General features: G+C 68.5%; 13 protein-coding genes and 1 tRNA gene. 12 read left to right on the forward strand and 2 right to left on the reverse strand.

The window, feature by feature from the left end:
* Window positions 1-2 precede the first annotated feature (2 nt).
* The 12 genes from ruvB (at window position 3) to ACW11F_RS08480 (ending at window position 8,462) form a co-directional block, all read left to right on the forward strand.
* Window positions 3-1,064: a Holliday junction branch migration DNA helicase RuvB gene (gene ruvB, locus ACW11F_RS08425; RefSeq protein WP_456996404.1), complete on the forward strand. Its 1,062-nt coding sequence runs from the start codon at window positions 3-5 to the stop codon at window positions 1,062-1,064.
* Window positions 1,061-1,489, forward strand: a complete 429-nt coding sequence (locus tag ACW11F_RS08430; RefSeq protein ID WP_456996405.1) for a GNAT family N-acetyltransferase — start codon at window positions 1,061-1,063, stop codon at window positions 1,487-1,489. The genes ruvB and ACW11F_RS08430 overlap by 4 nt, the downstream gene beginning before the upstream one ends.
* Window positions 1,486-1,899, forward strand: a complete 414-nt coding sequence (gene ybgC, locus ACW11F_RS08435; protein WP_456996406.1) for a tol-pal system-associated acyl-CoA thioesterase — start codon at window positions 1,486-1,488, stop codon at window positions 1,897-1,899. The genes ACW11F_RS08430 and ybgC overlap by 4 nt, the downstream gene beginning before the upstream one ends.
* A gap of 19 nt (window positions 1,900-1,918) precedes the next feature.
* Complete coding sequence (gene tolQ, locus ACW11F_RS08440; protein ID WP_456996407.1) at window positions 1,919-2,692, forward strand: protein TolQ; 774 nt, start codon at window positions 1,919-1,921, stop codon at window positions 2,690-2,692.
* Window positions 2,693-2,698: 6 nt separating this feature from the next.
* Window positions 2,699-3,139 (forward strand): ExbD/TolR family protein, encoded by a 441-nt coding sequence (locus ACW11F_RS08445; protein ID WP_456996408.1) that lies wholly within the window; start codon window positions 2,699-2,701, stop codon window positions 3,137-3,139.
* Window positions 3,136-4,107 (forward strand): cell envelope integrity protein TolA, encoded by a 972-nt coding sequence (gene tolA, locus ACW11F_RS08450; protein ID WP_456996409.1) that lies wholly within the window; start codon window positions 3,136-3,138, stop codon window positions 4,105-4,107. The genes ACW11F_RS08445 and tolA overlap by 4 nt, the downstream gene beginning before the upstream one ends.
* Before the next feature lie 127 nt (window positions 4,108-4,234).
* Window positions 4,235-5,527, forward strand: a complete 1,293-nt coding sequence (gene tolB, locus ACW11F_RS08455; RefSeq protein WP_456996410.1) for a Tol-Pal system beta propeller repeat protein TolB — start codon at window positions 4,235-4,237, stop codon at window positions 5,525-5,527.
* A gap of 35 nt (window positions 5,528-5,562) precedes the next feature.
* The gene (pal, locus tag ACW11F_RS08460) at window positions 5,563-6,090 is read left to right on the forward strand and encodes a peptidoglycan-associated lipoprotein Pal (RefSeq protein WP_456996411.1); all 528 of its coding nucleotides are present in this window, start codon (window positions 5,563-5,565) and stop codon (window positions 6,088-6,090) included.
* Complete coding sequence (gene ybgF, locus ACW11F_RS08465; protein ID WP_456996412.1) at window positions 6,090-6,851, forward strand: tol-pal system protein YbgF; 762 nt, start codon at window positions 6,090-6,092, stop codon at window positions 6,849-6,851. The genes pal and ybgF overlap by 1 nt, the downstream gene beginning before the upstream one ends.
* 53 nt (window positions 6,852-6,904) lie before the next feature.
* Window positions 6,905-7,576 (forward strand): 7-carboxy-7-deazaguanine synthase QueE, encoded by a 672-nt coding sequence (queE, locus tag ACW11F_RS08470; RefSeq protein ID WP_456996413.1) that lies wholly within the window; start codon window positions 6,905-6,907, stop codon window positions 7,574-7,576.
* A 63-nt stretch (window positions 7,577-7,639) separates the two neighbouring features.
* On the forward strand, window positions 7,640-8,341 hold the full coding sequence (gene queC / locus ACW11F_RS08475; RefSeq protein ID WP_456996414.1) for a 7-cyano-7-deazaguanine synthase QueC: 702 nt from the start codon (window positions 7,640-7,642) through the stop codon (window positions 8,339-8,341).
* A gap of 45 nt (window positions 8,342-8,386) precedes the next feature.
* Window positions 8,387-8,462, forward strand: a tRNA-Lys gene (locus tag ACW11F_RS08480).
* 302 nt (window positions 8,463-8,764) lie between these two features.
* Here the strand turns inward: ACW11F_RS08480 and ACW11F_RS08485 are convergent.
* Both ACW11F_RS08485 and mgtE read right to left on the reverse strand, forming a co-directional pair.
* Window positions 8,765-10,030, reverse strand: coding sequence for a TIGR03862 family flavoprotein (locus ACW11F_RS08485; protein ID WP_456996415.1), 1,266 nt, complete (start codon window positions 10,028-10,030; stop codon window positions 8,765-8,767).
* On the reverse strand, window positions 10,027-11,388 hold the full coding sequence (gene mgtE, locus ACW11F_RS08490; RefSeq protein WP_456996416.1) for a magnesium transporter: 1,362 nt from the start codon (window positions 11,386-11,388) through the stop codon (window positions 10,027-10,029). Before mgtE ends, ACW11F_RS08485 begins: the two co-directional genes overlap by 4 nt.
* Window positions 11,389-11,437 lie beyond the last annotated feature (49 nt).

Genomic DNA, 11,437 nt, shown 5'->3' on the forward strand with positions numbered 1-11,437 from the left:
GGATGAATGACACGCGCCTGATCGATGCCGACGCCAGCGGCGAAGACGTCGTCATCGATGCCAGCCTGCGCCCGCGCAGTCTGGCCGATTACCTTGGCCAGGCCCCGGTGCGCGAGCAGATGCAGATCTACATCGAGGCCGCCAAGCGCCGCAGCGAAGCGCTCGACCACGTGCTCATCTTCGGCCCGCCTGGCCTTGGCAAGACCACGCTCTCGCACGTCATCGCCAATGAGCTCGGGGTCAGCCTGCGGGTGACCTCGGGGCCGGTGATCGAGCGCGCCGGCGACCTCGCCGCGCTGCTCACCAACCTGCAGCCGCATGACGTGCTGTTCATCGACGAGATCCATCGCCTCTCGCCGCAGGTCGAAGAGGTGCTGTACCCGGCGATGGAGGATTTCCAGATCGACATCATGATCGGCGAAGGCCCGGCTGCGCGCTCGATCAAGCTCGACCTGCCACCGTTCACCCTGGTCGGCGCGACCACCCGCGCGGGCCTGCTCACCGCGCCGTTGCGCGACCGCTTCGGCATCGTGCAGCGGCTGGAGTTCTACGCGGTGGACGAGTTGACCCACATCGTGCGGCGTTCGGCGCAGATCCTCGGCATCGAGTGCGAGGCCGAGGGCGCCGCCGAGATCGCGCGCCGCGCGCGCGGTACCCCGCGCATCGCCAACCGCCTGCTGCGGCGGGTGCGCGACTATGCCCAGGTCAAGTCCGACGGACGCATCGGACGCGAGGTCGCCGATGCGGCGATGCGCATGCTCAAGGTCGACCCGGAGGGCTTCGATGAGCTCGACCGCCGCCTGCTGTTGCTGATCATCGAGAACTTCGATGGCGGCCCGGTGGGCGTGGAATCGCTGGCCGCGGCGCTGAGCGAGGAACGCGGCACGCTGGAGGACGTGATCGAGCCGTACCTGATCCAGCAAGGCTTCCTGGTGCGCAGCGCGCGTGGACGCATGGCCACGCACAAGGCCTATCGCCACCTCGGCCTGCGCGCGCGCAGCGAGCGCGCCGATTTGTTCCCCGCCGCCGCAGACGACAGTGAAGCAACGGAGAATCCGGCATGAGCGTGACCGTCCTGACCGACAGCGTGCCGAGCGTCGATGTCTACTGCCATCTGCGCCAGGCCGCGGGGCTCAGTCCCAAGGATCCGCAGGCGGCGGCACGCGGCCTCGCCAACACCTTGTTCGCCGTGCAACTGCATGATGGCCGTGAGGTGATCGGCATGGGCCGGGTGATCGGCGATGGCGGCCTGTTCTATCAAGTCGTCGACATCGCGGTGCTGCCCGAACACCAGGGGCAGGGCCATGGCAAGCGCATCATGGCGGCGATCCAGGCCTGGCTCGAGGCGAATGTGCCGGCGAGCGGCTTCGTCAGCCTGCTCGCCGATGGCCAGGCGCAGGCGCTGTACGCGCAGCATGGCTTCGTCGCCACCGCGCCGGCTTCGGTGGGCATGCGCTGGCAGCGCCACGCGCGGACCGACGCGGCATGAACGGCGCCGATGCATTCGTGCACCCGTTGCGGGTGTACTGGGAGGACACCGATGCCGGCGGCGTGGTCTATCACGCGCAGTACGTGGCCTTCATGGAGCGCGCGCGCAGTGAATGGCTGCGCGCGCTGGGCTTCGGCCAGGAGCTGCTGCGCACGGAGCACGGCCTGTGCTTCGTGGTGCGGGCGATGCAGATCGACTTCCGTGCCCCGGCCCGACTCGACGATTTGCTGGCAGTCAGCGTGCGCCTTGCACAATGCCGCGGTGCCAGTCTGGTGCTGGCGCAGGAGGTGAGGCGTGATGACACGTTGCTGGTCGGTGCGCAGGTGCGCATCGCCGCGGTCGGCGCCGATGATTTTCGCCCCTGCGCGATTCCCGAGGCGATACGCTCGCGTATCACCGCTTCCCCCTAGCTGAAGGACCCCGACGCCGATGCTCCCCACCGTCCACGTTGCCATGGCCGCCCAGGTCGCCACCCAGCCGCTGGAGGCCGATGCCGCCGCCGCACCGGCGATCGACGTCACCACCGCCGCGCCTGTCGCCGCCGACCTCGACCTGTGGCAACTGATCCTGCATGCCTCGCTGCCGGTGCAGCTGGTGATGCTGCTGTTGCTGCTGGCCTCGGTCGCCTCGTGGGTGATCATCCTGCGCAAGAAGCGGGTGCTCGATCGCGCGCTGCGCGAGGCCGACGATTTCGAGGAACGGTTCTGGTCCGGTGCCGAGCTCGGCAAGCTCTACGACAGTGCCCAGCGCGGTGCGGAAGGCGGCATGGAGGCGATCTTCGAGGCCGGCTTCCGCGAGTTCCACAAATCGCGCCAGCGCCGCGGCGTGGTCGATGGCCGCCTGCAACTGGAATCGGCGCAACGCGCAATGCGCGCGACATCCTCGCGCGAGATCGATGGCCTGGAGCAGAACCTCGAATTCCTCGCCAACGTCGGCTCGATCAGCCCGTACGTCGGCCTGCTCGGCACCGTGTGGGGGATCATGATTTCCTTCCATGGCCTGGCCAACGTCAAGGAAGCGACCATCGCCACCGTGGCCCCGGGCATCTCCGAGGCGCTGATCGCCACCGCGATGGGCCTGTTCGCCGCGATCCCGGCGGTATGGGCCTACAACCGCTACGCGACCAAGGTGGAGCGGGTCGCGGTCAAGTACGACGCGTTCCAGGAGGAGTTCTCCTCCATCCTCGAACGCCAGGCGGAGTAAGCCGCGATGACGCCGCGTCGTTTGCGCCGCCGCAACCAGCTCAAGGCCGAAATCAACGTCGTGCCCTACATCGACGTGATGCTGGTATTGCTGATCATCTTCATGGTCACCGCGCCGCTGCTCAACCTCGGCGTGGACATCGAGCTGCCGCAGTCCACTGCACGCTCGATCCAGAATCGCGAGGATCCGGTGGTGGTCAGCGTGGACCGTTCCGGGCGCATGTACCTGACCCTGCAGGGCGATACCAACCGCGAGGTCGGGCGCGCCGAACTGGTGGACAAGGTCGGCGCGTTCGTGCGCAACCGTCCGGATGTGCCGGTGTATGTCGCCGGTGATGCCAATGCGCCCTACCAGACCGTGTATGACGTGCTCAGCATCCTGCAGACCGAGGCCGGGGTGGCACGTGCCGGGCTGATGAGCACACCGGTGGAGCGCGCCGGGCGATGAGGGAAACCCGCGCCGACACCACACGTGCGCTGGTGCTGGCGGTGCTGTTGCACCTGCTGTTCGCTGCGCTGGTTTTCGTCGGCCTCGGCTGGGTGCGGCGCAGTGCCGAACCGGCCGGTGGCGGCCCGGCGGTGGAAGCGGAGATGGTCGATGCCGGCATGCTGTCCGCACGCATGCAACGCGCGCTGGCCAGCCGCGAAGCGGCGCAGGAGCCGACACCGGTCGAGCCCGATCCGTTGCCCGATGCCATCACCGAGCCGGAGGACATCCCGCCGCTGCCGCAACCCGAACCCGAACCGCGCCCCGAGGACGCGGTGAGCACACCACAGCCTGCACCGCAGGTGCCTCTGGCACAGCCTGACACCCGCGAGCAGGACGAGGCCCGGCGCGAGGCGATCAACCGCGAAACCCGCGAGCGCGAGCAGGAAGCCCGGCGCCGTCAGGAGCAGGTGGAACTGGCGCGCAAGCAGGCACAGGAAGCGGCCGAGCAGCAGCGCCGCCTGGCCGCGCAGCGCAAGGCCGAGGCCGATGCACGCGCCGAGGCGCAAGCCAAGGCCAAGGCGGAAGCCGAAGCACGCGAACGCCGTGCCGCGCAGCTGGCAGCCGCGCGCGAACAGCAATTGGCCGACGCGCGCGCGCGTGCCGGCAGCGGGCAGCCGGGCACCGCCACCGGGCCGGGGCAGGGCCGCGACACCCGCGCCGAATGGCTGGCGCTGGTGGTCAGCGAGATCGAGAAGCAATGGGTGCGCCCGGATGACATCCCGCGCGGCCAGCGCTGCCCGATCCGCATCAAGCTGCTGCCCGGTGGCGAAGTGCTTTCCGCCGAAGTGCAATCCAGCTGCCCCTACAGCGAGCAGAACCGGCGCAGCGTCGAGGCGGCGGTGCGCAAGGCCAGCCCGTTGCCGCTGAAGGGCAATGAAAATCTTGCACTGCGCGATTTCGTGGTGAATTTCTACCCCTCGCGCTGAAGCCGCGATGCGTGGGCAGCGCCTGCCTGAACGCTCGCCGGCCATACCTGAACTTTCATTCATGCATGACGCATGGGCACGTTAATCTTTCCGGGTTCATCCTTGCGCCGGACGATTGACGACAACCATGACTGCACTCATCAAGCGTATTCCCCTGCTGATGGCATTCCTGCTCTGGGCCGGCATGGCCGTGGCGCAGCAGGCCGAAGTCGACCTGGTCGGTGGCCGCGACGCGGCGACGCCGATTGCCGTGGTGCCGTTCGGCGGTGGGCCGCAGGGTGCGGAGATCGCCGCCATCATCAGCGCCGACCTGGCACGCTCCGGCCAGTTCCGTCCGCTGCCCGAGCGCGACATGGCCGAGCGCCCGACTTCTTCGGGCGAGGTCAACTACCCGTTCTGGCGCACCCTCGGACAGGACTGGCTGCTGGTCGGCCGCGTCACCGGCGAGTTGACCGTGCAGTACGAGTTGTTCGATGTCGCCAACCAGACCCGCGCCATCGGCCTGATCAAGTCCGGCGCGCCTTCGTCGTTGCGCGACATCGCGCACCAGATCGCCGATGAAGTGTTCGAGAAGGTCACCGGCACGCGCGGCGCGTTCTGGACCCGGCTGGCCTACGTCAGCGTCAGCGGGCTGGGCAAGTCGGCACAGTATTCGATCATGGTGGCCGATGCCGACGGGCATCGCGCGCGCAGCGTGGCCAGTTCCGGTTCGCCGCTGATGTCGCCGGCGTGGAGCCCGGATGGCAGCAAGCTGGCCTATGTCAGCTTCGAAAGCGGCAATTCGGCGATCTACGTGCAGGATCTGGTCAGCGGCGCGCGCGAGCGCGTCGCCGCGTTCCCCGGCATCAACAGTGCGCCGGCGTTCTCGCCCGATGGCCGTCGGCTGGCGATGACGCTCTCGCGCAGCGGCAATCCGGAAATCTACGTGATGGATCTGGGCAGCAAGGCGCTGACCCAGATCACCCGCCAGTCGGGTATCGATACCGCCGCCGCATGGAGCGGCGATGGCGCCAGCCTCTACTTCACTTCCGACCGTGGTGGCCGTCCGCAGATCTATCGCGCCTCGGCCAGCGGCGGCGGTGCCAGCCGGGTCAGCTTCGAGGGTGGTTACAACGCCGACCCCAGCGTCTCGCCCGATGGCCAGAAGATCGTGATGGTGCAGGGCGCGGGCAACAGCTATCGCATCGCGCTGATGGACAGCAGCCTGGGCAGTGCGCGCTGGAGCCTGCTCTCGCCCGGTTCGCTGGATGAAGCGCCGAGCTTTGCACCCAATGCCGGCATGGTGGTCTATGCTGGCCGTGAGGGCACCCGTGGCGCGCTGTACGTGGTGTCCGCCGATGGTCGCGTGCGTGAGCGCCTGCCGGCCAGCGGCGGTGACTTGCGCAATCCCGCGTGGTCGCCCTATCGCGCGAGTCGTTGAGCTTCCCGTCCGCCAGAACGTCAAGGAGATAACCGATGCGTCCGCTTTCCCGTCTCATCCTCGCCACCATGCTGTGCACCGGCATGGTCGCCTGCTCCAAGAAGGTCAAGGAAACCCCGCCTCCGCCGGCCACCGACACCGGGGCCACCACCAGCCCGGGTGAAAGTGCACCGTATACCCCGGCTCCGGGCGCCTACACCGCGGCCGATCTGGATACCGATGCCTGCCTGCGCCAGCGCGCGCTGTACTTCGACCTTGACCGCGACATGGTCAAGCCCGAGTTCCAGAACCTGATCCTGTGCCACGCCAAGTACCTGCGCGACCGCCCGATGGCGCGCCTGACCCTGGAAGGCAATACCGACGAACGCGGCAGCCAGGAATACAACCTGGGCCTCGGCGAGCGTCGTGCCAACTCGGTCGCCCAGGCGCTGCAGGCGCAGGGTGCCTCCAGTGGCCAGATCACCGTGGTCAGCTACGGTGAGGAGCGTCCGGTGTGTCGCGAGTCCAACGAGTCGTGCTGGTCGCAGAACCGTCGCGCCGACCTCAACTACACGGTGCCCTGATGCACAAGCCGGCTGCATGGCTGGCATTGCCGCTGGCCTTGGCGTTGCTCGTTCCGGGCAACGCCGAGGCCCAGCGCCGACCCAGCACCAAGGATCGGCTTGCCGCGCTCGAGCAGCAGGCCAATGCGCCTTCGCCGGCACTGGAGTTGCTGCGCCAGATCGAAGACCTGCGTGCGGAAGTGCAGGGTCTGCGTGCACAGATCGAGGAGTTGCAGCACCAGAATCAGGAAACCGCACGCTCGGCGCGCAATCAGTACCTGGATCTGGACACCCGGCTGCAGCAGCTGGAAGCGGCCAACCAGCCGCCACCGATCGACATGGACAGCCTGCCCGCGGGCGAGCCGGCACCGGCGGCCGGTAACGACGGTGCGCCGCCACCGGCCACGCCTGCCGAACGCGCCGCCTACGATGCCGCGCTCAATGCGCTCAAGGCCGGCGAGTACGTCGAGGCCGCGCGCGGGTTCAGCGACTTCCTCGCCGCCTATCCGCGCGGCGCCTATGCCCCGAACGCGGTGTATTGGCTTGGCGAAAGCTATTACGTGACCGAGAACTATGCGCTGGCCCAGGAGCAGTTCCAGGCGCTGGTGCAGCGCTGGCCGGTGCACGACAAGGCGCCGGGTGCGCTGCTCAAGCTCGGCCTGTCGCAGATCGGGTTGCGGCAGGAATCGGAGGGCCGGCGCACCCTGCAGGCGGTGGTCGAGCAGTATCCGGGCAGCGACGCCGCACGCACCGCGCAACAGCGCCTGCGCAGCGGCGGCTGAAGCGGCCGCCGTTGCCGGCACAGGCGGGGCGCGGCAGGCGTTAAAATCAGGCGATGGACCCCGTTGCCGTGGATGCCGCGCCCGCCGAGCGCCTGCGCATCACTGAAATCTTCTGCTCGCTGCAGGGCGAAGCCCGCGCCGCTGGCTGGCCCACGGTATTCGTGCGCCTCACCGGCTGTCCGCTGCGCTGCGTCTATTGCGACACCGCCTATGCCTTCCACGGCGGCCAGTGGCGCGACATCGACGATATCCTCGCCGAAGTGCGCTCGCACGGCGTGCGCCACGTCTGCGTCACCGGCGGTGAGCCGCTGGCGCAGAAGCGCTGCCTGACATTGCTGGCGCGGCTGTGCGATGCCGGCTTCGATGTCTCGCTGGAAACTTCCGGTGCGATCGACATCGCCGGCGTCGATGCGCGGGTCAGCCGCGTACTCGACATCAAGACCCCGGACTCGGGTGAAGTGGCGCGCAACCATTGGCCGAACCTCGACCTGCTCACCCCGCGCGACCAGGTCAAGTTCGTGATCGGCTCGCGCGAGGACTTCGACTGGGCGTGCCAGGTGGTGTCCGAACATGGCCTCGACGCGCGCTGCGAGGTGCTGTTCTCGCCCAGCCACGGGCGCCTGGCGGCACGTGAACTGGCCGACTGGATCGTGGCCGAGCGCCTGCCGGTGCGCTTCCAGATGCAGCTGCACAAGCAGCTCTGGGGCGAGGAACAGGGCCGCTGATGGCGCTGGAGGGGTGGGATACTGGAAGCGACGGGCGCCCGGCCCGCATCGATTCGGGAACGCATGTCGATGAATGATTCGCGCAACGCGGTGGTGCTGGTTTCCGGCGGCATGGATTCGGCGGTGGTCGCGGCCATCGCCCGCGAGCAGGGCTTCGTCGTGCATGCGCTGTCGGTGGCTTATGGCCAGCGCCATGTCTCGGAGCTGGCCGCCGCGGCGCGGGTGGCGCAGATGACCGGCGCACGCGCGCACAAGACCGTGGACGTGGATCTGCGCAGCATCGGCGGTTCGGCGCTGACCGATGACATCGCGGTGCCGACCGCGGCGGATGGCGGCATCGCGGGCGAGGATGAAATCCCCTCCACCTACGTACCGGCACGCAATACCATCATGCTCGCGGTGGCGCTGGGCTGGGCCGAAGTGCTGGGCGCGCGCGACATTTTCTGCGGCGTCAACGCGGTCGATTATTCGGGTTACCCGGATTGCCGCCCGGCTTTCATCGAGGCATTCGAACGGCTGGCCAACCTTGCCACCAAGGCCGGGGTGGAGCAGGGCGGCATCCGCATCCATGCGCCACTGATGCACATGGGCAAGGGCCGCATCGTCACCGAAGGCGTGCGTCTGGGCGTGGATTTCTCGCAGACCGTGAGCTGCTACCAGGCCGATGCGCAGGGCCGCGCCTGCGGCCAATGCGATGCCTGCCGATTGCGCGCGCAAGGCTTTGCTGATGCCGGCATCGCCGACAACACGCGCTACATCGGGTAGAATTCGCCCTCCCCGGCGACATGCCGGGTGCTGCCTTCGCGCATCGGGTCGTTAGCTCAGTTGGTAGAGCAGGAGACTTTTAATCTCTTGGTCGATGGTTCGAGTCCATCACGACCCACCATTCACATCGATCCCATTCACGCTATGCCGCGTCGGTACGAGCACCATCTCCATCCGGGATGGACTGCCGGCCACGCGCGGGGCGCGTGGCGTTCGTCGCTGCGCGCGCCGGTGGCGCGCAAGCGCAGCGTCTCACCCATCACGACCCACCATTCACATCGATCCCATTCATGCTATACCGCGTCGGTACGAGCACCATCTCCATCCGGGATGGACTGCCGGCCACGCGCGGGGCGCGTGGCGTTCGCCGCTGCGTGCGCCAGTGGCGCGCGGGCGCAGCGTCTCACCCATCACGACCCACCATTAAGTCCCTCGTTCGGCTTCACCTCCGCGCTGCAGCCAGGCCGCCGCGGCGCGGCCCGCGCGCAGGCCGCTGGCGAAGCTGGCCTGCAGCAGATAGCCGCCGGTCGGCGCTTCCCAATCGAGCATTTCACCGGCGCAGAACACGCCCGCGCGCTGGCGCAGCATCAGGCCGTCGTCGAGTTCTTCCAGCCGCACGCCACCGGCGCTGCTGATCGCTTCGGCCAGTGGCCGGCAACGCTGCAAATCGAGGGGCAGGCGCTTGATGGTGGCAGCGAGGCGCTGCAGATCGTCGCCGGCGGCACGGCCCAGCTGCTCGAAGACCAATGCGGTCTTGGCCGCGTCCAGTCCGGCCTGGCGGCGCAGGTGCTCGCCCAGGCTGCGCTTGCCGCGTGGCTTGGAAAGATCGGCCTGCAGGCGCTGCACGTCGCGCCCGGGTGCAAGGTCAAGCCACAGCGTGGCGTGTCCTTGGCGTTGGATCTGCGTGCGCAGGTCGGCGGCTGCGGCATACACCAGGCTGCCTTCGATGCCGTAGCGGCTGATCACGCACTCGCCCTGCCGTGACTGCAGTTTGCCGTCGGCATCGTGCCAACATGCGATCACCGGCTTCAGTGGCGCACCGGCATGGCGCTCGACCAGCAGCGGGCTCCACGCGATCTCGAATCCGCAATTGGCCGGCTGCAATGCCGCGACCTCGATCCCGGCATCCGCCAGCGCGGTGACCCAGGCATCGTTGCCGCCGATGCGTGGCCAGCTGGCGCCGCCCAGTGCCAACACGGTGGCTGCGGCATGCAGGCGGCGCTCGCCATCGGCCGTGGCGAAGCGAAGACGCCCCTCCGCGTCCCAGCCCAGCCAGCGATGACGCACATGCAGGCGCACGCCGCAGCTGCGCAGGCGTGCCAGCCACGCGCGCAGCAGCGGCGCGGCGCGGCCATCCAGCGGGAATACCCGGCCCGAACTGCCGATCCGGGTGTCGATGCCGAGATCGCGTGCCCAGGTGCGCAGGGCGTCGGCATCGAAGTCATCCAGCCACGCCGCGACGTCGCGCGCACGTTCCCGATAGCGTGCATCGAACGCCGGTCGCGCTTCGCCATGGGTGAGGTTGAGGCCGCCCTTGCCGGCGACGAGGAAACGGCGCCCCGGCGAGGGCATCGCTTCGAACACGTCGACCTCGATGCCGGCGGTGCGTGCGGCTTCGGCGGCCATCAGCCCGGACGGGCCGGCACCGATCACCGCCAGCGTGACTGCCTCGGGCGCCGCGCTGCTCACTGCAACAGCAGCACGGTGGCCAGGCCAAGGAAGGTGAGAAAGCCCAGCGTATCGGTGATGGTGGTGAGGATCACGCCGCCGGCCAGTGCCGGATCGAAGCCGAAGCGCTTAAGGGTGACCGGCACGAACACGCCGCCGAGCGCGGCGAAGCAGAAGTTCAGCGTCAATGCGACCGCGATCACCGCCGCCAGCGCCACGTTGTGGAACCACACCAGCACCACCAGGCCGAGCAGGAGGCCAAGCGCGAGTCCATTGATCAGTGCCACGCGCACTTCCTTCCATACCAGCGTGCTGACGTTGCTGGAGCCGATCTGGCCGAGCGCCAGGCCACGCACCATCAGCGTCAGCACCTGGGTGCCGGCATTGCCGCCCATGCCGGCGATGATCGGCATCAGCACCGCGAGTGCGGTCAGCTTGTGGATCGATTCCTCGAAGCGGTCCACCACCGAGGCGGCGAGGAAGGCGGTGACGAGGTTCACCGACAGCCACACCAGACGGCGGCGGAAGGCGCGGCGCACCGGCGAGAACAGGTCTTCCTCGTCGTCCAGGCCGGCGGCGGACAGCGCCTGGTGCTCGGCCTGCTCGCGGATGATGTCGACCACGTCGTCGATGGTGATGCGTCCGAGCAGCACGTTGCCATCGTCCACCACCGGCGCCGAAACCCAGTCGTTGTCGGAGAAGCGGCGCGCCACTTCCTGCGCCGAGGCATCGACGTGGATCGATTCGAGCTCGTCGTCGATCAGCTGGTTGAGCGCGGTGCCGGCATCGCGCGTGACCAGATCCTGCAGTGCGACCCAGCCCATCAGCTGGTGGCGGCGGTTGACCACGTACAGGTGGTCGGTGTTTTCCGGCAACTCGCCGCGCAGGCGCAGATAGCGCAGCACCACGTCCACCGTGGTGTCGGCGCGCACGGTGACCACGTCCGGATTCATCAGGCGCCCGGCCGTGTCCTCGTCGAAGGACAGCACCTGCTCCAGCCGTTCGCGGTTCTCGCGGTCCATCGACTTCAGCACTTCGTCGATCACCGTGTCCGGCAGGTCGTCGACCAGGTCGGCGAGGTCGTCGAGGTCGAGGTCCTCGACCGCAGCGACCAGTTCGTCGGGATCCATTTCCGCGATCAGACCCTCACGCACCTCATCGCCGACGTGGACCAGCACCTCGCCGTCGTCCTCGGCGTCGACGAGGCCCCAGACCACGCTGCGCTTGGCCGGCGGCAGCGACTCGAGCAGGTTGCCGATCTCGGCCGGCGAGAGGGTGTTGATCATCCGCCGCACCGGGCCCAGGCGGCCGCTGTCCAGCGCGTCCGAGAGCAGTCGCAGCTGGCGCACGGTCTTGTCGGGGCGGATGTGTTCGGCCACGGGCACGGTTCCGGCAGGGCGGTCGGGCCAGCGGCGCGACGCGGGATCA

This window comes from Luteimonas sp. e5, from assembly GCF_054031035.1.

What these genes read in the sequence shown, in the direction of transcription:
- ybgC (WP_456996406.1), top strand. Translation starts at nt 1,486, where the DNA reads ATGAACGGCGCCGATGCATTCGTGCACCCGTTGCGGGTGTACTGGGAG.
- queE (WP_456996413.1), top strand. Translation starts at nt 6,905, where the DNA reads ATGGACCCCGTTGCCGTGGATGCCGCGCCCGCCGAGCGCCTGCGCATC.
- ACW11F_RS08445 (WP_456996408.1), top strand. Translation starts at nt 2,699, where the DNA reads ATGACGCCGCGTCGTTTGCGCCGCCGCAACCAGCTCAAGGCCGAAATC.
- ACW11F_RS08430 (WP_456996405.1), top strand. Translation starts at nt 1,061, where the DNA reads ATGAGCGTGACCGTCCTGACCGACAGCGTGCCGAGCGTCGATGTCTAC.
- tolA (WP_456996409.1), top strand. Translation starts at nt 3,136, where the DNA reads ATGAGGGAAACCCGCGCCGACACCACACGTGCGCTGGTGCTGGCGGTG.
- queC (WP_456996414.1), top strand. Translation starts at nt 7,640, where the DNA reads ATGTCGATGAATGATTCGCGCAACGCGGTGGTGCTGGTTTCCGGCGGC.
- pal (WP_456996411.1), top strand. Translation starts at nt 5,563, where the DNA reads ATGCGTCCGCTTTCCCGTCTCATCCTCGCCACCATGCTGTGCACCGGC.
- tolQ (WP_456996407.1), top strand. Translation starts at nt 1,919, where the DNA reads ATGCTCCCCACCGTCCACGTTGCCATGGCCGCCCAGGTCGCCACCCAG.
- tolB (WP_456996410.1), top strand. Translation starts at nt 4,235, where the DNA reads ATGACTGCACTCATCAAGCGTATTCCCCTGCTGATGGCATTCCTGCTC.
- ybgF (WP_456996412.1), top strand. Translation starts at nt 6,090, where the DNA reads ATGCACAAGCCGGCTGCATGGCTGGCATTGCCGCTGGCCTTGGCGTTG.
- ruvB (WP_456996404.1), top strand. Translation starts at nt 3, where the DNA reads ATGAATGACACGCGCCTGATCGATGCCGACGCCAGCGGCGAAGACGTC.